The 20,760-nt window shown below is 36.1% G+C and carries 21 protein-coding genes and 1 riboswitch; of the genes, 5 read left to right on the forward strand and 16 right to left on the reverse strand.

Features of this window, described 5'->3' with window-relative positions:
- The first annotated feature begins 239 nt into the window (after positions 1-239).
- Positions 240-1,346, forward strand: coding sequence for a sporulation integral membrane protein YtvI (gene ytvI / locus BN999_RS01715; RefSeq protein ID WP_176481840.1), 1,107 nt, complete (start codon positions 240-242; stop codon positions 1,344-1,346).
- A gap of 2 nt (positions 1,347-1,348) precedes the next feature.
- On the opposite strand, the gene BN999_RS01720 is transcribed toward ytvI, so the two are convergent.
- From BN999_RS01720 to dnaE, 8 genes are all read right to left on the reverse strand, one after another.
- Entirely contained in the window at positions 1,349-1,735 is a 387-nt protein-coding gene (locus tag BN999_RS01720; protein WP_096269665.1) for an FxsA family protein, read from the reverse strand.
- Between the two features lie 184 nt (positions 1,736-1,919).
- Positions 1,920-3,680 (reverse strand): pyruvate kinase, encoded by a 1,761-nt coding sequence (pyk, locus tag BN999_RS01725; protein WP_096269666.1) that lies wholly within the window; start codon positions 3,678-3,680, stop codon positions 1,920-1,922.
- A 19-nt stretch (positions 3,681-3,699) separates the two neighbouring features.
- The gene (gene pfkA / locus BN999_RS01730) at positions 3,700-4,659 is read right to left on the reverse strand and encodes a 6-phosphofructokinase (protein ID WP_096269667.1); all 960 of its coding nucleotides are present in this window, start codon (positions 4,657-4,659) and stop codon (positions 3,700-3,702) included.
- An 840-nt stretch (positions 4,660-5,499) separates the two neighbouring features.
- Positions 5,500-6,456 (reverse strand): acetyl-CoA carboxylase carboxyl transferase subunit alpha, encoded by a 957-nt coding sequence (gene accA / locus BN999_RS01735; protein WP_096269668.1) that lies wholly within the window; start codon positions 6,454-6,456, stop codon positions 5,500-5,502.
- On the reverse strand, positions 6,453-7,313 hold the full coding sequence (gene accD, locus BN999_RS01740; RefSeq protein ID WP_096269669.1) for an acetyl-CoA carboxylase, carboxyltransferase subunit beta: 861 nt from the start codon (positions 7,311-7,313) through the stop codon (positions 6,453-6,455). The genes accA and accD overlap by 4 nt, the downstream gene beginning before the upstream one ends.
- A gap of 176 nt (positions 7,314-7,489) precedes the next feature.
- The gene (locus tag BN999_RS01745) at positions 7,490-8,176 is read right to left on the reverse strand and encodes a FadR/GntR family transcriptional regulator (protein WP_306418989.1); all 687 of its coding nucleotides are present in this window, start codon (positions 8,174-8,176) and stop codon (positions 7,490-7,492) included.
- The gene (locus BN999_RS01750) at positions 8,142-9,344 is read right to left on the reverse strand and encodes an NAD(P)-dependent malic enzyme (protein WP_096269754.1); all 1,203 of its coding nucleotides are present in this window, start codon (positions 9,342-9,344) and stop codon (positions 8,142-8,144) included. The genes BN999_RS01745 and BN999_RS01750 overlap by 35 nt, the downstream gene beginning before the upstream one ends.
- A 120-nt stretch (positions 9,345-9,464) precedes the next feature.
- Positions 9,465-12,818, reverse strand: a complete 3,354-nt coding sequence (dnaE, locus tag BN999_RS01755; RefSeq protein WP_096269670.1) for a DNA polymerase III subunit alpha — start codon at positions 12,816-12,818, stop codon at positions 9,465-9,467.
- A 132-nt stretch (positions 12,819-12,950) separates the two neighbouring features.
- Between dnaE and BN999_RS01760 the strand changes: the two genes are divergently transcribed.
- From BN999_RS01760 to BN999_RS01770, 3 genes are all read left to right on the forward strand, one after another.
- Positions 12,951-13,283 (forward strand): YtrH family sporulation protein, encoded by a 333-nt coding sequence (locus BN999_RS01760; protein WP_096269671.1) that lies wholly within the window; start codon positions 12,951-12,953, stop codon positions 13,281-13,283.
- Complete coding sequence (ytrI, locus tag BN999_RS01765) at positions 13,283-13,786, forward strand: sporulation membrane protein YtrI (protein WP_096269672.1); 504 nt, start codon at positions 13,283-13,285, stop codon at positions 13,784-13,786. The genes BN999_RS01760 and ytrI overlap by 1 nt, the downstream gene beginning before the upstream one ends.
- Positions 13,787-14,013: 227 nt before the next feature.
- The gene (locus BN999_RS01770) at positions 14,014-14,211 is read left to right on the forward strand and encodes a hypothetical protein (RefSeq protein WP_096269673.1); all 198 of its coding nucleotides are present in this window, start codon (positions 14,014-14,016) and stop codon (positions 14,209-14,211) included.
- A 47-nt stretch (positions 14,212-14,258) separates the two neighbouring features.
- Here the strand turns inward: BN999_RS01770 and BN999_RS01775 are convergent, their stop codons facing one another.
- Positions 14,259-15,200: a DHH family phosphoesterase gene (locus BN999_RS01775; RefSeq protein ID WP_096269674.1), complete on the reverse strand. Its 942-nt coding sequence runs from the start codon at positions 15,198-15,200 to the stop codon at positions 14,259-14,261.
- Between the two features lie 119 nt (positions 15,201-15,319).
- On the opposite strand from BN999_RS01775, the gene BN999_RS01780 reads away from it, so the two are divergent.
- On the forward strand, positions 15,320-15,616 hold the full coding sequence (locus BN999_RS01780; RefSeq protein WP_096269755.1) for a YtpI family protein: 297 nt from the start codon (positions 15,320-15,322) through the stop codon (positions 15,614-15,616).
- A gap of 29 nt (positions 15,617-15,645) precedes the next feature.
- On the opposite strand, the gene BN999_RS01785 is transcribed toward BN999_RS01780, so the two are convergent.
- The 7 genes from BN999_RS01785 to BN999_RS01815 all read right to left on the reverse strand — a co-directional run bounded on the left by BN999_RS01785 (position 15,646) and on the right by BN999_RS01815 (position 20,604).
- Complete coding sequence (locus BN999_RS01785) at positions 15,646-16,953, reverse strand: DRTGG domain-containing protein (protein WP_096269675.1); 1,308 nt, start codon at positions 16,951-16,953, stop codon at positions 15,646-15,648.
- A gap of 80 nt (positions 16,954-17,033) precedes the next feature.
- On the reverse strand, positions 17,034-17,258 hold the full coding sequence (locus tag BN999_RS01790) for a hypothetical protein (protein ID WP_096269676.1): 225 nt from the start codon (positions 17,256-17,258) through the stop codon (positions 17,034-17,036).
- 123 nt (positions 17,259-17,381) lie between these two features.
- Positions 17,382-17,933, reverse strand: a complete 552-nt coding sequence (locus BN999_RS01795) for a hypothetical protein (RefSeq protein WP_096269677.1) — start codon at positions 17,931-17,933, stop codon at positions 17,382-17,384.
- Entirely contained in the window at positions 17,926-18,465 is a 540-nt protein-coding gene (locus tag BN999_RS01800; protein WP_096269678.1) for a hypothetical protein, read from the reverse strand. The genes BN999_RS01795 and BN999_RS01800 overlap by 8 nt, the downstream gene beginning before the upstream one ends.
- 10 nt (positions 18,466-18,475) lie before the next feature.
- On the reverse strand, positions 18,476-19,384 hold the full coding sequence (gene pilM / locus BN999_RS01805) for a type IV pilus biogenesis protein PilM (protein WP_096269679.1): 909 nt from the start codon (positions 19,382-19,384) through the stop codon (positions 18,476-18,478).
- Positions 19,385-19,396: 12 nt separating this feature from the next.
- Positions 19,397-20,143, reverse strand: a complete 747-nt coding sequence (locus BN999_RS01810; RefSeq protein WP_096269680.1) for a prepilin peptidase — start codon at positions 20,141-20,143, stop codon at positions 19,397-19,399.
- A gap of 92 nt (positions 20,144-20,235) precedes the next feature.
- Positions 20,236-20,604 (reverse strand): competence type IV pilus major pilin ComGC, encoded by a 369-nt coding sequence (locus tag BN999_RS01815; RefSeq protein WP_096269681.1) that lies wholly within the window; start codon positions 20,602-20,604, stop codon positions 20,236-20,238.
- A 43-nt stretch (positions 20,605-20,647) separates the two neighbouring features.
- Positions 20,648-20,729, reverse strand: a riboswitch (cyclic di-GMP riboswitch).
- Positions 20,730-20,760 lie beyond the last annotated feature (31 nt).

Consider the following 20,760-nt stretch of genomic DNA (forward strand, 5'->3'; position numbering starts at 1 on the left):
GACAATTCCCTAGTGATTTAATCGGATATTGTCAACCCCAAACCAATTATAAAGTATTTTCAGGCTAAAGTGAAATGAAACCGTTTAATTTGTATCATGTTTTTATTTTCCATTGCGTACTTGTCTATTAATATTTCATCTCTCGTGTACATATAATTTAACTGATACAGACAATATTTCAATTACTATCATCTTGTACTTCTACTTACCTACTATACTGTTAAAATGGGGTTTTTATCTTGTACAAGCAGTTTATTGATCCGATAATCAGGATATTTGTTTTACTTCTTATCGTAACTATTGCATTCTTTTTAGCAAAGTTTACAATCGTCTATGTTTATCCTTTTATTATTGCGTTTTTTATAGCAGCATTGCTGAATCCTTCCGTTAGTTATTTAGAACTAAATTGGAAAATTCCTCGCACTATGGCAACTATAATCGTTATATGCGTAATTTTTCTAATGTTCTTTGGCATTGTCATATTCTTAATAAACGAGATCATCCAAGGTATGTCCTCACTATTAACAAAACTTCCAGACTATTTCCAATCATTCATGAAGATGATAGAAGCCATATTAAATGAACATATCATACCAATCTATCAAAAAATTGTTACTTTATTTAAATCCTTGGATACTTCACAGCAAACTGCCATTCAGGAAAACTTGGAAAATTTCCTTCATAAACTTGGCAATACGGGGACAAACATTATTCAGACTTCAATTGCTCAATTACCTGAAATAGTTGGCTTCTTTCCTAGCTCCATTACAATTTTCATCTTTATTTTACTTGCAACATTTATGATAACAAAGGACTGGCATTATCTAACTGAAAAGTTACAACATGTGCTTCCCAAAAATATTCTAGCAATTATTAGTGATCTGCATAAAGGCACTAAGAAGGCATTTACTGGATACTTACGAGCACAATTTATCCTAATATTTGTATCAGCAGTACTCATTTATATAGGACTGGTAATCTTTAAAGTCGAACATGCTCTAACAATAGCAGCGATTGCAGCTCTTGTAGACTTTTTGCCAGTTATCGGAACAGGAATTATATTCGTACCTTGGATGATATACACCTTCATAACGGGTGATTTTTCATTAACAATTGGATTGAGTCTTCTTTATATGGTAGTTATTGTTGTAAGACAAATGATTGAGCCAAAGATACTATCTGCAAGCATTGGAATAAATCCGCTAGCTAGCTTAGTCATCTTGTTTGTTACGATTCAACTGTGGGGAATTGCAGGTGTCGTTATTGCACCAATTATTCTAATTTCTGTTTATGTACTTTTTCAATCTGGTATATTCATCAAGATATTCCAATTTATAAAAGGATAGATTTATCTTCGATGAATAACAATTTTATTCTTATCTACTAATCTTTTTATTAACATTCCTAAAAAGGGCTTTACAAATTTCCTAGTATAAGGTAATACGAGTATAAAACCAGTTAAATCAGTGATGAATCCCGGGCTGAACAATAGAACTCCACCAATAAAAATACAGATACCATCAATAATCTCTCTAGCAGGAACCTGGCCATACTGTATAGCTGTTTGAGCACGTCTCCAGGTATCTAAACCTTCTTTTTTAGCCAAAGAGACGCCGAAGAACCCTGTTAAAAAGATAATGATAACTACCCACCACGGTCCTATGATTCCACCAGCCCAAACAAACAATCCTATCTCTGCTGCAGATAATATTAGAAAAAACAGCAACCATTTCATGAGCATTAACCCTTTCATGAAAAAGAGGTAGAGACATTAGCGATTATATCGAACAACCAGGACTAGCTTATTGTTTGTTCATGTAATTACACGTTTGGTTTTGTCTCTACCTCTTAAATTTTACGTTACATTATAAATAACTACGGTTAATAAGATTCGTTGATATAAAGGTACTCTTAACTAATTATAATACCCCTGCATGACCTTTATAGATGTCACCTTTTGTACTGTCTATTGTGATATCTTCTCCGTCAGAAATTAGTTCAAATGCATTCTCCACGCCAACTACAACAGGGATTCCGAGGCTTAGCCCCACTACTCCCGCATGTGAAGTAAGACCTCCTTCAAGGGTTACGATACCAGCAGATTTTTCAATTGCAGGCATCATATCACGGTCGGTACCGTATGTAACAATGATATCTCCTGGTTGCACTTTATTTAATGCGTCTTCTGCGTTCTTTACTATAACCGCTCTCCCGTATGCACTTCGCTTTCCAATACCTTGACCTTTTGCTATAACATCTCCAATGATGTGAACTTTCATGATGTTCGTTGCACCAGTTTCTCCAACAGGAACGCCTGCTGTAATTACTACCCGGTCACCACGTTTAAGCAGATTTTTACTAAGCCCTAGCTCAATTGCGTTATCAAGCATTTCATCTGTTGTATTCGCTTTTTTACCTGATACAGCATTAACACCCCAAACTAAAGATAACTGACGGTTAACTCGTTCGTCATGTGTGATTGCTACAATTGGTGCTTTAGGTCTATATTTGGATATCATTCGTGCTGTATGACCACTTTCAGTAGGTGTAACTATTGCACTTACAGATAGATTCATGGCAGTGTGTGTTACGGACTGACTAATCGCATCTGTTATTGTCATGTCAACTAATTGACTGCGATTCTTTAGAATAGACTGATGGTCTAGAGCTGTTTCTGTCTTTTCTGCGATGTTATTCATCGTTCTTACAGATTCAACCGGATAACTTCCAGCTGCGGTTTCTCCTGAAAGCATGATAGCATCAGTACCATCAAATATAGCATTCGCCACATCAGAAGCTTCTGCTCTTGTTGGGCGCGGGTTTCGTTGCATGGAATCAAGCATTTGAGTTGCCGTAATAACCGGTTTACCAACCGTATTACATTTTTGAATCAGCATCTTTTGCACAAGTGGTACATCTTCTGCTGGAATTTCTACACCTAAGTCCCCACGTGCAACCATTAATCCATCACTAACCTCTAGGATGCTATCAATATTATCCACACCCTCTTGATTTTCGATCTTAGGAATTAGTTGAATATGGGTCGCATTGTGTTGCTCCAGTAATTCTCTAATTTCTAAAATATCAGAAGGTCTACGTACAAAGGAAGCAGCAATAAAGTCAACTTCTTGTTCGATACCAAATTTAATATCATTTGCATCCTTATCGGTTATACCTGGTAAATTAACGGAAACATTTGGAACGTTAACACCTTTTTTGTTTTTGATTAAACCGGAATTAAGAGCCACCGTTTTTAATTCTTTGTTAGCTTGATCGATTTCCTTAACTTCTAATTCAATTAGTCCATCATCAAGTAAAATTCTTGATCCAACATGTACATCATCAATTAAACCCGGATACGTAATGGAGAAACGTTCGGCAGTACCTTCCACTTCATTCATAGAAACGTATACGGTATTACCTTGAATAAGTTCTGCTTGTCCTTCTTTGAAATTACCTGTACGAATTTCAGGACCTTTTGTATCAAGTAGTATGGCAATCGTCTTTCCAGTCTTTTCTGCTGCCTCTCTGATGTTTTTAATTCGTGCACCATGCTCTTCATAATCCCCATGGGAAAAATTAAGACGTGCAACATTCATCCCAGCTTCCATCAAATTCACCAATGTTTCCACTGATTCAGAAGCTGGACCGATTGTACAGACAATTTTTGTTCTTCTCATGAATAAATTCCTCCTAAAGTTATATCGATAGTTCTTTTGATAGTTGGTACATTTCTTCATCAATGGAGTGAGTATTATTTAAAATATCATTAATATCGTGATCTACTAATTGATTTTTTTGAATACCAACCATTCTTCCAGCTTTTCCTGCTAATAGTAAATCTACTGCTTTTGCACCTAACCGACTAGCTAACACACGGTCATTAGCAGTAGGTGATCCTCCACGTTGAATATGACCAAGAACCGTTACTCTTGTTTCTAGATTTGCGGCCTTACTAATCAATTCGCCATATTCAATTCCGCTTCCTACACCCTCAGCTAAAATAATAATACTATGTTTCTTCCCACGTTCAATACCACGCTTCAGACGGGATACTACTTCATCTAAGTCATCCTTTTTCTCGGGAATAAGAATAGATTCTGCTCCATCAGCAAGCCCAGCCCAAAGAGCCAAGTCGCCAGCATCTCTCCCCATAACTTCAATGATATATGTACGTTCATGCGAGGTAGCCGTGTCTCTAATTTTATCGATAGCTTCAATAATAGTGTTGAGGGCGGTATCAAAGCCAATCGTGAAATCAGTACCCGGGATATCATTATCTATTGTACCTGGTACACCGATACAAGGAAATCCTTTTTCTGTTAATTTTTGTGCACCTCGAAAACTTCCATCGCCACCAATAACAATTAGTCCCTGTATCCCGAATTTCTTTAATTGTTCAATTCCTTTCTGTTGGCCTTCTTCCGTTTTAAACTCTTCACTTCTAGCAGAGTAAAGCATCGTTCCACCACGTTGAATAATATCTCCAACAGAACCAACATCCATTTTTTCAATATTACCTTCCATTAGTCCTTGAAAACCATTCTTAATCCCATATATTTCAACGTCATGATAAATGCATTTTCTTACAACTGCCCGAATTGCTGCATTCATTCCCGGAGCATCTCCGCCACTGGTTAGTATTCCTAATCTTTTCATACCATTTCCACCTCTATATCCATTTTCAATTTTAGTATGTACTTGATAGTTTGATTTACTACGAATAGTAGTGGTACGTAAACCTAAATTAGGTTAACAAAAAATGCTAACCTCCCATTACAAGATAAGCTTAAAATCGTAAAATATCAATAAAAAACGCTGGAATTATCTAGTTTATTGATATGTGTTCTACTTATTCTAATCATTTGCACGAATAAGTAAAACATATTGAAAATGCGTTATACTCATAAAATAAAATAGAATATAATGGTGTTGCTAAAAAATAGTTATTTTTCGGGAGAGTTTAATCTAATAAATAGTAGTAGATAGAAACTGTGCTTTAACTAAGTATTTTGGATAGAGCATCATACCCGCTACGGAAAAACACTACGCTTTCCGCGGGCCCGGCCTCAGCCTCCTCGAGGAAAGTTCACCTCTCTAGGGGTCTTCGGACACGTGCTATTCCCGCAGGAGTCTTCGTGTTTTTCCTTCGCTAGCATGTGTGTCAATTTATTACTCCGAATATTTAATATAGATAATCAACTAATAGCAGACATCTCTCAATAGAAGAATTCACTAGCGTAGGCAGAATACGGAGACTCCTGCGGGAGGATAGGCATAGGTGAGACCCCTAAAGAAGATAGCACGAGGAGGCTCACCAGCCGCCCGCGGAAAGCGGAGTATTCTGCCGGAGCGGTAATCGTTCCACTATCCTCTTTTAAAGGGTTAATAGTACGTTACCGCGCAGTTTCTATCAAGGTAACAAATAATTGTACGAATACAACCAAATAAAAAAAGTTGTCTCAAGGGGGGAAGACCCCCTATAAGAGACAGCTTTTTTTATTGTTCCTTATATTCTCCAATTTGTTTATATTTTTCCCATCTTTGTTCTAATAATTCATTATTAGATAAATTATTTAATTCTTTAAGGGCTTTTTCTATAACAACATCGATATTTGCTGCTTGCAGTTTAATATCACGATGAGCTCCGCCTTTAGGTTCTGGAATTATTTCATCTACAATACCTAGTTCAAATAAATCTGGTGCTGTGATTTTCATGGATTCAGCAGCTCGTTGAGCAAGTCCAGAATCTTTCCATAATAGTGCTGCAGCACCTTCAGGAGAGATAACAGAATAGGTAGAGTTTTCTAGCATAAATATCCGATCACCTACACCTAGAGCAAGTGCTCCACCACTTCCACCTTCACCAATCACAACACATATTACCGGAACTTTAAGTCCTGCCATCTCCATTAGGTTCCTCGCAATTGCTTCACTCTGACCACGTTCTTCAGATTCCTTACCAGGATCTGCTCCCTTTGTATCAATAAAACAAATAATAGGTCGGTTAAATTTATCCGCCTGTTTCATATGTCTTAAAGCTTTACGATATCCTTCAGGATGTGGCATTCCGAAATTACGACGAATATTTTCTTTCGTATTCTTCCCTCGTTGATGACCAATAACCGTAACAGGAACGTCTTTGTAATAAGCGATACCAGATACAATGGCTTCATCATCGCCAAAGGTTCGGTCCCCATGAAATTCAAGGAAATCTGTAAATAATTCACCAATATAGTCTAATGTGGTTGGTCGTTCTTGGTGTCTAGCCATTTGAACTCGTTGCCACGGTTTTAAATTCCCATAGATATTATCTTCTAAATCAGACAATCTTTTCTCAAGAGTGCTAATTTCTTCAGTTAAATCTATTTCACTTTCTCCAGTAAACTTCTTTAACTCAGCAATTTTTTCTCTTAAGTTTACGATTGGTTTTTCAAACTCTAGTATTTGCTTCATTTAGGACTACCACCCTTCTGATGCATTTTCAGCAGTGTGCCTAAAACATAAGTTAAATCATGACGATGAATTACTTGGTCTAACTGCCCATGTTTTAACAAGAACTCTGCAGTCTGGAAGTCATCTGGCAGTTTTTCTCTTGTTGTTTGCTCAATAATCCTTCTACCAGCAAAACCTATTAAGGCACCTGGTTCTGCAAAGTTATAGTCTCCTAGGGAAGCAAAACTTGCTGATACTCCTCCTGTAGTAGGATGAGTCATCACAGATACCATTAATCCACCTGCCTCTGAGAAACGACTTATTGCTACAGAGGTTTTAGACATTTGCATTAAGCTTAGAACACCTTCTTGCATTCTTGCCCCACCAGATGCAGTGAAGATGATGAACGGTATAGATTTTTCCCTAGCATTTTCAATTGCTCTAGCAATCTTTTCACCTACTACCGATCCCATGCTTCCCATTCTAAATCTAGCATCCATAACAGCAAATGCGGTAGCATGTCCATCAATATTTCCTAATCCGGTAACTACTGCCTCATTTAACCCTGTTTTCTTACGGTCCTTTTCCAATTTCCCCTCATATTCCGGGAAATCAAGTGGATTAGATGTTATCATGCCTTTGTCCCATTCTACAAATGTACCTTCATCAAATAAACTATTAATACGTTCCCAAGCGTTTAATTGATGATGATGACCACAGTTTGGACATACATTAAGATTCGTACTCAATTCCTTGCGATAGATAATTTTATTACAGTTGTCACATTTCTTCATTAATCCTTCAGGAATATCAACCTTTGATCCTTCAGTCGGGATAGAGGCGTATTTCTTCTTCTTATTAAAAAGATCTTTAAGCAAGATATAAGTCCCCCTTTTCATAACCAACCACTATATTTGACAGATTTTCTCTCTGTCCAAGCACCCTATTTTTAACCTGATTATTTAACTATACAGAACTCTATCCAAAAAAGTTGTCATTAATAGTCGAAGAAAAAGAAAAATTTAATAGAATATAAATACAAAACAAAATACGTTTATTCTTCGTTAAAAAGACCTTCAATAGTTGAATAGTTTTGGGTGTTATAAAGTTTAATTAAATTTAAATAAAATTCTCTTGAATAGTGACCTGTAAAACTTTTAGAATACTGATCAATTAATCCCCAAATTCGTGCTAACAATTGGTTTTCCGTTAACTCCACTATATTTTTAAAAAAGGAATAATGTAGTTCCTTCATCGTTAAAGAGGGATCATTTACTATATTTGTCAATTGTTCAAGTTTGTGCTGGTCCATTTGATGGAAAAGTAGTTTGGCTGCTTCTTTTTCCAATAATTGCTTTACAATAAGTAGGTCGTCTTTAGTAGTCTGGCTAAGAATAAATGTAGATAATAGCTCAACTGTATGGTAAGGACGATACTTACTTAAGAAGGTACCTCCTCCATGCCTAGTCTCTATAATTCCTATTAACTCCATTGCTCTTAGTGCCTCACGAATAGAAGATCTCCCAGCACCTAACTTATCCGATAGTTCTCTCTCAGATGGAAGTTTATCACCTGGCTTTAAATCGTTTACCTCAATAAACTTGCGAATTTCATCTAAAACCCCTTGATATACCTTTTGTTTTGGTGACATGGACACTCCATGTTTCACTCCTTTAGATAAACCCCTTCCGTTAGAAGGAAAAGTATTATTTAATTTTTGCAAGCTGCCTTGTCTTTTCACTTATCTCATCTGGATCTACTTGGATACGTGCTACTCCTGAATCCATTGCAGCTCTTGCCACTTCAGAAGCTACTAATGGTGCTACTCTTGGATCAAATGGAGCAGGTATCACATAGTCTTCATTCAATTCTTCTTCTGTTATTAACGAAGCAATTGCTTCTGCAGCAGCAACTTTCATCTTCTCGTTAATCCGCGTTGCACGTACGTCTAGAGCACCACGGAATATACCAGGGAACGCAAGAACATTATTAACTTGGTTAGGAAAATCAGATCTGCCTGTGCCAATTACTTTTGCGCCGGCTTCTTTTGCATCTTTTGGTAGGATTTCAGGATCAGGATTAGCCATTGCAAAGATAATTGGATCAGCGTTCATCTTTCTAACCATATCTTGTGTTAAAGCACCACCCACTGATACGCCTATAAAAACATCCGCACCGTCAAGCACTTCTTCTAAGGATCCTTCTTTTTTATTGCGGTTTGTAATTTGGGCGACGGAATCTTTTACATCATTCATTCCATATGAACGTCCTTCAAAGATTGCTCCTCTGGAATCACACATGATAAGGTCTCGTACACCAAAATGATAAAGTAATTTAACAATAGCAATCCCAGCTGCACCAGCACCATTGGAAACTACCTTAATTTCTGAGAAGGATTTTCCAACAAGCTTTAATGCATTAATTAAGCCCGCAACGGTCACGATGGCCGTACCATGTTGATCATCATGGAAAATAGGAATATTAGTCTCCTTCTTTAATCGCTCTTCAATAATAAAGCAGTTAGGAGCTGCAATATCTTCTAAGTTAACCCCACCAAAGGTAGGTTCCATAAGTTTTACCGTATTTACGATTTCATCCACATCATGTGTATCTAAACAGATAGGAAAAGAATCAACTCCAGCAAAAGTCTTGAAAAGTACAGACTTACCCTCCATTACTGGCAATGCCGCTTCTGGACCAATGTTACCTAAGCCTAGAACTGCGGAACCATCACTTACAACAGCAACCATATTGCCTTTCATCGTATAATCATAAACCGTTTCTTTACGATCGTGGATTACCTTACATGGTTCAGCAACACCAGGAGAATATGCAAGACTTAATTCTTTTGCATTGGTAACCTGCACCTTCGATACGGTTTCCAGTTTTCCCTTGTTCTGTTTATGCATATGCAATGCTTCATCTTTTAAATTCACTACTCTTTCGCTCCTTTTTGCGAGTCAAAGTGGTCTGACCACTTAACTATTACATTATAACAAAATGTTGAACTCTGTAAAGTTTCGTTTTTATTACTTCCGTTCATAAACTACGTTTGATTTGCCAAAATAATCTATTAATGAGTTTAGAGCATCTCTATTAACATGGATAAAATAGTCCTTTGATAACTGATAGGTTTTCTTTTGTTCTTCATAATATATAATGACTGGGGTTGATCCTGGATTAACTTTAGCTATTTTTAGAATCACAGGCAAAGCTTCCTTACTAGTTTGCTCTGTTGTCTTAATAAACAATCTCTGTTTAACTTCTTTATCCAATTTATTTTCATCGAAAGGTTCGATAGAAGATAGAAGCCATTGTTTTTTACCATTACGTGTTTCAATCTTCCCCGAAATGAAGATTAATTCCTCTTCAACTAAATAACGGCTTTCCTTACGATAAAGCTCCGGAAAGACTACGGCATCCATATCTTCCGTTTCATCACTTACGGTTAAGAACGCCATTGGCTCTCCTCGCTTCGTACGTATTGTTTTAATACCTTGGATAATAACGGCACTTTTATAGCTTTTACTTGCTTCTATAGTTTCTGCGTGATTTAAGGAAATATAGCCATTTTCCCTAAGTTGATTTCGATACTGTACGAGTGGATGACTGGATATATAAATGCCAACTAACTCTTTTTCATCCGAAAGCTTTTTAATTTGCGTAAAATCTTCTATATCTACATAGTTCGGCTCTAAATCCAATTGATCCTGAAATAAACTAGGCTGATCGGTAAATTCTCTAAATAATTCACCAGAATCTACAGCCTGATCTATGGAGGCTAAAAGACTTGCTCTATTTCCATAGGTTTCATCAAAAGCTCCCGCTAATATTAATGATTCCATTGTTGCGCGATTCACGATTTTAGGTGTAACACGCAAACAAAAGTCAAATAGATTTTTAAATGGCCCTTGTTTCCGAGCTCGAATAATTTCCTGTACAGCTTGATTTCCAACTCCTTTAATGGATTGTAACCCCATACGAATACAGTCTTTTTCGACTGAAAACCGTCCAAAGCTTCTATTTATAGAAGGAGTTCCAATCTTTATACCTAAGTCTTTCATTTCTTTCATATACATATGAATTTTATCGTGTTGATTACCGATTGAAGTTAATAGTTCCGCGTAAAAATGCTTAGGAAAATGTGCCTTTAAATAGGCGAGCTGGTAAGAGATTTTACTGTAAGCAACCGCATGACTTTTTGGAAACCCGTAATTAGAGAATTTAACAATCCACGCAAAAATCTCTTCGCCTACTTTTCGCTCGTAACCATTTTCCATACACCCTCTGATGAAAGCTTCTTTTTGTTGGTCCATCATGTCCTGTTTCTTTTTACTAACAGCACGTCTCAAAACATCCGCTTCCCCCAACGAGTAACCTGCAATCTGGTGGGCAATTTGCATGATTTGTTCCTGATAGATTAACACCCCATACGTGGTATTCAAGATTGGCTCTAAATCTGGATGTGGGTAGGTTACTGTTTTCCTACCATGTTTTCGTTCAATATAAGTTGGAATAAAATCCATTGGACCTGGTCTATATAAAGCATTTACCGCCACAATATCATCAAAGGTATTTGGCTTTAATTGTTCCAAAACTTGTTTCATACCATCTGATTCCAATTGGAAAACACCATTCGTTTTTCCACTTTTTAATAATTCAAATGTCAGGTCATCCTGTTCAGGTATTTCATCTAATCGAAAGTTCTTTTCATCCTTAAAACGGATTGAATTGACTATCCGTTCAATTAGCGTTAAGTTACGTAATCCTAAGAAGTCCATTTTAAGTAAGCCTAATGATTCTAAATCTGTCATTGGATACTGTGTTAAAGCTGTATGGTTTGCTCCAATTGTAAGTGGAACATGCTCAACGAGGGGTTGCTCACTAATCACTACCCCTGCAGCATGTGTAGAGATATGTCTTGGTATCCCTTCTAATACCGTTGCAATTTTAAATAACCCTTTTAGACTCTCTGATTGTTGGACGTAATCTGTAAGCTCTCGAGATCCTTTTAATATACTAGCTAATGTACCAGGAGTTTGGCTTGGAATTTGTTTTAGGATAAAATAAATATCCTGTTGATTAATCCCCATTGTTTTTCCTAACTCTCGAATTAACGAACGAGGTGCAAAAGTACCAAACGTAATAATTTGTGCAACATGCTCAGCACCATACTTTTCCCGGACGTAAGCAATTACTTCATCCCTTCTGATATCCGAAAAGTCGATATCAATATCAGGCATAGTAATTCGTTCCGGATTCAAGAATCGTTCAAATAACAGATTATATTTAATTGGATCGACATCCGTTATTCCTAATGTATAGGCTACAATGGAGCCTGCAGAAGAGCCACGCCCGGGCCCTACCATAATACTTTGTTCCTTCGCATATTTGATAAAATCCCATACAATCAGGAAGTAATCACTAAATCCCATTGATTTAATAATGGAGAGCTCATGCTCTAATCTATACTTTATCTTTTCAGTTACCGTTGGGTAACGTTTATTAATATTCTCCCAACAAATCTTTTCCAAATAATCATTTTGTATTGAGCCATCTGGGACTGGATATGTCGGGAGCATTCTAGCATCAAAATCAAATGTGACAGTACATTTTTCTTGAATGTTTCTTGATTCTTGAATGGCTTCTGGCCAATCTAGAAATGATTGTTCCATTTCAAAGGAAGAACGTAAATGATGGTGCTTCTTTTTCATGTTTGCTTGCTGTAGGGTCCAATCTTTACCTTGTTTCATTGCCTGTAAACAATCAAATGCATATACATCCTTCTCTTGAAGGTATGTAACATCATTAATTGCAACAACCTTTGTATGGTATATCTCTTGATAGGAACGAATTCCTTTATTAATTAGTCGATCTTGTTCTGTTCCAAAATTACTTACACCCAAATAGAAGTCATCCTGGTGAACATGCGATTTCCAAAATGTTAGAAAATCTTCTAGTTGATGATAAGTAGAGTGTTGTACTAGAACAGACACTTTACTAGTATGTACAGGCAGTATAACAACTAGGTTACCGAAATAACTAACTACCTTTTCTTTTGCAATCCTGTTTTCCTGGTTTCGTTGAATATCCGTACTTAACTTTGTTAAATTATTGTATCCAATTGTATCTTTAGCTAATAAAATAATTTCCTCGATATGATCCTCTTCATCTGATACCGATACAGTCATTCCAATGATGGGTTTTATCCCATTCGCTTTACATTCCTTATAAAATGGAACAACCCCATGTAACACATTCTCATCTGTAATACTTAGCCCATCAAAGTTTAACTGCTTCGCCTGTTTAATTAACTTCTCAATTGTAATGGTGCTATTAAAAAAACTATAACCAGTTTTAACTTGTAAATGAGTAAATGACATACTATCCCGCCTCTTCTTTCTCTTATTCTATTATAGCCAAATTAAATGCTATCTGTATATCAACTAACATAACTTGTCCTTGTTCTTCATAGAATGAAGGGAACACAACTATCAGTTAAGGGGAAATTTACCATGGAAGAACGCTTCTTTGCTCAGTTTATACATTGTTTTTTTATTGCTTTAGGTGTCATTCTTGGTGGTTCATTAATTGGAAGCATCGGTGCGTTCGCTACTGGTGATGCACCCTTAACAGAGGTGCTTCGAATCGCCAAAAAGCTTGGTATCTGGGCAATTGTTGCTGCAATAGGAGGTACATTTGATGCAATAGAAAACTTGCAAAAAGGCTTTCTAGAAGGCCCATTTATTGAAGTTCTTAAACAAGGGCTACTCATCTTATCTGCTATGGGAGGAGCGAAAGTCGGTATGATCATTCTGGAGTGGCTTATCCAGGAGGAAATTACCTAATGCATATTCCAAGATATTATAGAAAACCAGGTTGGCAACGATTTTTAGTTGGTATTTTCTTCGGTGCACTTATTTCCTACTGGATTGTATTATTCATGTATGGAACGATGTATGAGCGACTACTAGAAGAAAACAGTAAAATACAACAAAAGTTGAATAACGCAGAAAATAAAATCCTTGCATTGGAAAAGGATAATGTAGATCTAAATGAGAAATCCAAACAAAAAATAACAGTCGAGGAAATTGATTTAGTCATCCTAAATGCAGAGGAATTAAAGATTGATACCCTATTACAACACCAGTTAGAAGGACTAGTCAAAGAAGAGATTCAGGATATTATTGGAAGGGATGTAGCTTCCTTAACAGAAAGTGATTCACTCATCATCTCTTCTATTGAAAATAAAACGTTTAGAGTAGATGATTTCACGTATTATTTCGTAATTGAACGGTTAATTATTTCACCTACAATAAGAATTGTCGTCAAAGCAAAAGTTTCTAATTAATTTTATCCTTATATACAAACACTCTACCCCTTCCTCTTTCATATGTTTATGAGGGAAGGGTTTTTAGATGGGCTTTAGATAATGTGAACATTTCATGAAACAGTACTTTTGGAGGTATTAATTTGAAATTTTTTCAAGTAAAATAGTTATAGATGAATAAACATTCATATAATAATCAAAAGTAGATGTACCTCAGGTGTATGAAAAATGGGAAAGGGGAAGATCTTATGTTAATTATGAATGAAAGAAGTATTCGTGACCGGAAGATCGAGCAGTTAATGAATGGGCGTACTGCATATGCGGAATCAAAAGAAGTGATCCGTCTGATTAAGAGAGATATAGAGCGTTATGGACTTAATGTGTTATATGATGAAACTCCTACTGGTTGCTGGTTTATCCCAGTAAAGGTAAGTAAAAGTAGTTAATAGATGCTGATTTCTAATAGGAAATCAGCATCTTTTTTTTGATTGCTCTAGCTTTGTTTGTATTTATCGATTGTCTCTCTTAGATCATGCACAACATCAAGTGCTTCTTCCCAGGAATATATGGATGCACCTGAAGCAAGCGGATGTCCACCGCCATTATATTTTGCAGCTACTTCATTAATTACTGGACCTTTTGAGCGCAACCTTACACGGATTTGGTCTTCTTCTTCGATAAAGAAAACCCATGCTAATATTCCTTCCACTTCTCCTAAAGTACCAACTAACTGCCCTGTTTCTAGTGGACTTATTTTATATTCATCCAGAATGTCTCTTTTTAATTTAATTACACTTAGTCCATTATCAAGCGTAAAGTTCTGGAGAATGTATCCACGCATTCTAGCAATATTATCTTTCACATTATAGATACCATCATATAATTTTGTACGGTCAAAATCATAAGTTACTAAGTCAGCTGCATATTGTAGCGTTTTTTTCGTCGTACTTGGGAATAAAAATCTTCCTGTATCGCCTACTATTCCGCCATATAATAATCTAGCTGCATCAGCATTCATGGTTAGACCTTCAGCATGTTTATAGAAATCATAAATCATCTCACTGGTTGAACTAGCGGTTGTATCAACCCATCTAATGTCTCCATATGGGTCAACATTAGGATGATGGTCAATTTTAATAATTTTATCTCCAAGAGTGTACCTATTATCTGCGATTCTAGCGGTATTTGCTGTATCACAAATGATTACTAACGCATTCTGATAAACGGAATCGGCGATTTCTTCCATCTGAACTAAAAAGGTAAGAGATGGATCATCCTCTCCAACAACATAAACTTGTTTTTCTGGGTACGATGCTTTAATTATTTCTCGTAATCCAGCTTGGGACCCTAATGCATCTGGATCTGGACGAACATGTCGATGGATTATAATCGTGTTATATTCTTCAATGGCTTGTTGAATTGCTTTTATAGACATGGTTCTTCTCCTTCTGTTCAAAATATTATCACCTAATAACTAGCTTAGCCCATGTATAAAATGTTAGAATATGTATTGGACAACTTTTTGTATGATTAGGAGTAGATGAAATGGATCTTATGGTTATTTTTCCAATTATTATTGTGATATCCGCTGTTATGTACATATATTACAAGGTTTCCATCCTGAAGACAAAGGATGGATTAACTCAACGTTATTTTAATGCAAAATCTAGAGTTTGTCTTGGATTATTTTTACTTACTTTTGGAATAAACCAGTATGTATTCTATCAAACTCAGATTTCTTTATTTGTCGGGATTCTTTTTGTTATTCTTGGTGTTATGCAGCTTGTTAGGGGCTCCAAGGAAACGAAGCATTATCGTAATGAATGGAAAAGATTAAATCCAGCTGACTAGAATTTCTAGTCAGCTTTTTTATTTACCTACTACCTATCAATTATCTGGGCCATTAACAGTGCTTTTCCTACTAGCTTTTTCTCATTGTACATTTCTACGTCTATTTTAGCATAGATACGGCCAGTTTCGATGATCGTTGGTTTGATTGTTAGATTAGCATCTATTGGTACTGGTTTAATGAAGTAAACAGTTAGGTTCTCTACTACTAGATCCCCTTTTTTCAACCGTAATAATAAACGACTGCTTGCTTCTGTAATGAGAGATGTAAATACTCCAGGAGATAAAGTACCTAACTGATTGGTCATTTGTGGAATTACTTTGGCTCGATAAATGGTTTTATCATCTTCTATGGACTCCACATTACTTTTCACAATATCATCGATCGTTTCACCAATTTGTGGCTGTCGTTGAATCTGTTGCAGAGCCTTTAGGACATCCTGCCGGGAAACAATTCCTTTCAACACGGTTGATTCATCCACAACAGGAACCACTTCAATACCTTCCCACACCATCATATGTCCTACAGATGCTAAGGAGGTTTTCGATTGTACTACGATTGGATTTTTTGTCATCACTTTATCAATTGGGAAATTCTTCTCTTTACCAATAATATCTTTTGATGTCACCATTCCAACTACACGATTCTTACCATCTAATACCGGAAATCTAGAATGTGTGGATTTTTCATTTATTTCATACCAATCTTCAACACGATCTCCCAATTTTAAGTAATGGGCATTTTCAGCAGGTGTACAAATATCACCAACCAATACAATCTCTTTCTTTATCAACTGGTCATAAATTGCCCTGTTAATCATGGCAGCTACTGTAAAGGTATCATAACTTGTTGAGATAATCGGAAGCTGTTTTTCATCGGCTAATTTCTTAATATAATCTTCCGTATCAAATCCACCCGTTATTAAGACAGCAGCACCTTCATTTAGAGCAAGTTCATGTGCTTTTATTCGGTTACCTACTATTAGTAATGACCCTGCCTCTGTATAACGCATCATTGCATCTAATTGCATTGCACCGATTACAAACTTGTTAAGTGTTTTATGAAGACCTTCCCGTCCACCAAGTACTTGTCCATCCACAATATTGATTACCTCAGCAAACGTAAGTCTTTCAAAATTCTCTTTTTTCTTTCGTTCTATACGAATAGTACCTACTCGTTCAATTGTACTAACCAAGCCTATATTCTCCGCTTCTTTAATAGCGCGGTAAGCAGTACCATCACTGACATTTAAATCTTTCGCAATTTGTCTAACGGAAATTTTACTCCCGACAGATAAAGAAATAATATGTTGAATAATTTGTTCATGTTTTGTTGCCACTACGTTCCTCACCAACTTCCAACTGTACTAGTCATCTTTAGTATCTATATTATACAGTTGAATGGCTTTAGACTCAATGTTTAACCATCTGTTTGTCTAACTTTGGCATACTCCTGTTCCATTACAGGTGGCTCTGACATTTTCAACAACGTAGCAAAATTTGCTCCAAAAACTAATACAAAAAAAGCTAACCAAGCTCCCCAGAATAACATTTCTAATTGTGAAGTAGCTTGTGGTATTAGTGGCCAGGCGAAGTACATAAAGAATGCCGCTAACAATAACCTTAGAAAAGCGTAGTGTCTCATAATTTCCCTCCTTTGTTCTTTGTAGTAAAGTTTATGAGGAAATTAGATTAATTAGTACCTTGTCCCCTGTCACTTCATAATGCACAAACATAAAAAAAGCAAGATAACAAAGCATTATCCTGCCTAATCTATGGTATTCCCTGAGTAGAAAGTTGTCATAGTTACAGAAACTGCAACAGACTGTTCATCTTGGGATATTAATAACGTATCCATAACCATTAATCTTTCACTTTCTAATATTGAATCCAGAAATTCATTTACATCCTCTAGACTATCGCCTTGGACTTCTAAGGAATACCCTGTCCTATTTACCTTTACTGCTTCATCCTCTTCATTAGGTTCCTTATCCATCTCACTACCCACTGAAGATATAGAAGTAATTTGTACATTGGCATTAGATGCTAATACTTGTAAATTTGAAAGAACTTGATCGGGTGACTCCCCATATGGAACTTTTAACATTACATTCTCTAAATCTTCATCTAATTCTTCCTGTTCGGATTGGTTATTAATCGTTTCATAGCGCTTTTCAACCATGTCGAGCTGTTGTTCAACATTATTCATTTCTACCTGGAGCGGTCTTATAATCATAAAAAAACAAATGACATAAATAGCCACAACCGCTATTACAACACCTATTAAGAAATAAGTATGTGTTTTTGTCCACTTATTCATGCTTTAGCTCCTCTCGCATTATATCTGGCTCAATATAAAAGGTTAAGGTAGCTAAATAGGTATCCTCTTGACGGTAAATACTACTTAAATCCGCATCTAAGATATAATTCCACTTAAGAACGGTAGAAAGATATTGTGCAACAGAATCTAAGTTCTCAAAATTCGCATTCAGTACAAATCGATTACTATCCGAATAGTCGAAGCTAATAAATTGACCCGGTGAATCAAGTAAACCAAGAACATTACGATACAGTGAAACATTTGGAATAATTCCATTCTCAATCGAATCAACTTCTTGTTTTAGTTCAGCAAGTTGTCGTTCTGATCCACTTTCCTGATTATGCTTCTGTAGGAGGATTTCTATCTGAGATATTTTCTCCTCCTCTATCTTGATAGCCTGTTCATACTTATTTTGTTGAAAATAAATAAGTAATGATACGGCGGCCAGTAAGATTAGAAATAATAGAGCCAGTATAAGAGGTATAAGATATTTATTTGGTTGTTTTTCAAGAAAATTAATTTCCGTGTTCATCGTTTACCCCCTATACCTCTTTCTTTAAAGCGAGTCCCAGCACATCAAAGTATTTTACCGATACCTTTTCTTCCGAGAATTGATGGATTGGAATGGAACTATTTTCTAAGATAGTTTGTTCCACTTTCGATAGGTATGGAAAATCACCAGAAAGAAGAAGCAAGTCAATACTAGACTTTCCTTTTGTTATAGAATACTGGTAAAAGTCAATAATACGATTTATTTCTACACTATATTCTTGAATAATTTGTATTGCAGTTTCTTTTGTTAATTCAGCTTGCACGTCTGTTGTTTTCATATATCTAGTAAATATGGCTTTGTGTTGTTGAAAAGCTGTTAATATTAATGCTTCGTGGTTCCAATGTATAAGTAAGACATTTTCTTTATCTTCTTGTTTCTGTTGGTAGTAATAGCGATAGACAGATAAAGCGGTTAAGTCCGCCACGACAGGCTTAAGTCCTTTCTCTTCAAACGCTTCTTCAAATGATGAAATCTTTTCCTTTGGGTATGCATATAAAAGAACATTCCTGTTTCTCTCATCCGCATCTAAGAAATCGATAGCAATAGCTGGATCTGAAAAAGGCAGATAGAAACTATTACCAATCTGCGTCTTAATATATCCAGAAGCCTCTTCCTCTGTTAAGGTTGACGGAATTTGCAACTGCCGTATCACGACGGTGTCATCTGGAACACTAAAACACAGTTTCTTCCCTTTCCATTTATTCTCCCTTACTAACTTGTGGACAATTTCTTCAAAGACAGCTTTGTTTGTAATGACGCCATCTTTAATTAAACCCTCTGGTAAGACTACTTCTCCATGAGTAAGCATACTGTCAATGGAAGTATTCCTGTGACAAGAATATCGTAAAACCCGATTTGTAATCACGATATTCACCCTGCCAGAATTCATAAAGCCCATGCTATCACCTACTTATACTAGTATGTTGAAATACCAATTCATCAAAGATTCTCCATAATAATATGTAATAATTGTTGCAACTACAATATAAGGCCCAAATGGAACTGGTTGCTTTCGATTTATTATCTTTAAGGCTAAGAGAATGATGCCAAAAATTGAACCAATGATACAGGATAAAAAGAATGCTAACAGGACGTTTTTCATTCCTAACACAATACCAAGAACCGCAAATAACTTCATATCACCAGCGCCCATACCACCACGGCTGACCAGAATGATAATAGCAATTAAAACGAACCCAATTATAGCGCCTGCTACTGGCGACCACCAAGGGTCAAGAGGTTCCAACACTCGGATGATAATAAATAATGGTAAAAAGAATAACAATACTTTATTTGGAATAAGCATATACGTTATATCTGAGACAAAGATAATTACTAACATGGACATTAGTAAAAGTGAAGTAATTAATTCCACTGTAAAGCCAAAATGTATATAACTCAAAGCAAATAATATTCCAGTAGCTAACTCCATTATTGGATAAATAACCGAAATCTTTGTCTTACAGTTCCTGCACTTCCCACGCTGGAGTATGTATGATAAAACTGGGATGAGTTCATACCAAGATAATGTATGTTTACACTGAGGACAGAAGGAACGATCATTGGTGAAGGCTTGTTTTTTAGGTACACGGAGGCCTACTACGTTGAAAAAGGAACCGAAGATAAGGCCAAATAAGGAAATAATAATTAATTCCATAACAAAAAGCCCCTACTTTCTACAAAAACATTCTAAAAGGAATAAAACGCCCTTAAACTATTGAGAAAGGGCGTTAAATTTATAGATATTATTTATTCAGTATATTTAAATTTTGCTCCACTAGACTCTGATTCCTTAGTAACATCTATAGTACCGGTGTATTTTTCTTTAGTACCAGGTTTAGTTGGTATTTCACTTAGAAATCCACTATCTTCTAGTTCAGAAAGTGTGTATGCAGTTCCATTCGCTGGGTCAACATTACTAGTATATGCTAATCTCGCAGCGTCTTCCATTAATTTAATGTTCGCTTCATCAGCTTTCTTCTCTGAACTGTCAATCACATTCCCGATTGTAGGAATCGCAATTGCCACAATAATCCCCAAAATAGCAATTACCGCCAATAGTTCTACTAAAGTAAAACCTTTCTCTTTCTTCAACTTCTTCCATGTTTGCTTTAACAAAATACTCCCACCTTTACCTTGATTTTTTTGTATTATGTTAAGACAATGTTGTTGTCGGTTGCACTAGTTACTCCTGACTATCCAAGTGCCCAGATACGGATAATCAATCATTGTATCCTACATAAGTCCTACAATCCAATTATAAAACATAATTAG

It is taken from the genome of Paucisalibacillus globulus, assembly GCF_900184735.1.
GTDB classification, from domain to species: Bacteria; Bacillota; Bacilli; order Bacillales; family Amphibacillaceae; genus Ornithinibacillus; species Ornithinibacillus globulus_B.

Bases quoted from the DNA above. Each gene is read 5' to 3' on its own strand.
- BN999_RS01720 (WP_096269665.1), bottom strand. From the start codon at position 1,735: ATGAAATGGTTGCTGTTTTTTCTAATATTATCTGCAGCAGAGATAGGA.
- pyk (WP_096269666.1), bottom strand. From the start codon at position 3,680: ATGAGAAGAACAAAAATTGTCTGTACAATCGGTCCAGCTTCTGAATCA.
- pfkA (WP_096269667.1), bottom strand. From the start codon at position 4,659: ATGAAAAGATTAGGAATACTAACCAGTGGCGGAGATGCTCCGGGAATG.
- accA (WP_096269668.1), bottom strand. From the start codon at position 6,456: ATGAAGCAAATACTAGAGTTTGAAAAACCAATCGTAAACTTAAGAGAA.
- BN999_RS01750 (WP_096269754.1), bottom strand. From the start codon at position 9,344: ATGCATAAACAGAACAAGGGAAAACTGGAAACCGTATCGAAGGTGCAG.
- dnaE (WP_096269670.1), bottom strand. From the start codon at position 12,818: ATGTCATTTACTCATTTACAAGTTAAAACTGGTTATAGTTTTTTTAAT.
- BN999_RS01760 (WP_096269671.1), top strand. From the start codon at position 12,951: ATGGAAGAACGCTTCTTTGCTCAGTTTATACATTGTTTTTTTATTGCT.
- ytrI (WP_096269672.1), top strand. From the start codon at position 13,283: ATGCATATTCCAAGATATTATAGAAAACCAGGTTGGCAACGATTTTTA.
- BN999_RS01770 (WP_096269673.1), top strand. From the start codon at position 14,014: ATGTTAATTATGAATGAAAGAAGTATTCGTGACCGGAAGATCGAGCAG.
- BN999_RS01775 (WP_096269674.1), bottom strand. From the start codon at position 15,200: ATGTCTATAAAAGCAATTCAACAAGCCATTGAAGAATATAACACGATT.
- BN999_RS01780 (WP_096269755.1), top strand. From the start codon at position 15,320: ATGGTTATTTTTCCAATTATTATTGTGATATCCGCTGTTATGTACATA.
- BN999_RS01790 (WP_096269676.1), bottom strand. From the start codon at position 17,258: ATGAGACACTACGCTTTTCTAAGGTTATTGTTAGCGGCATTCTTTATG.
- BN999_RS01795 (WP_096269677.1), bottom strand. From the start codon at position 17,933: ATGAATAAGTGGACAAAAACACATACTTATTTCTTAATAGGTGTTGTA.
- BN999_RS01800 (WP_096269678.1), bottom strand. From the start codon at position 18,465: ATGAACACGGAAATTAATTTTCTTGAAAAACAACCAAATAAATATCTT.
- pilM (WP_096269679.1), bottom strand. From the start codon at position 19,384: ATGGGCTTTATGAATTCTGGCAGGGTGAATATCGTGATTACAAATCGG.
- BN999_RS01810 (WP_096269680.1), bottom strand. From the start codon at position 20,143: ATGGAATTAATTATTATTTCCTTATTTGGCCTTATCTTCGGTTCCTTT.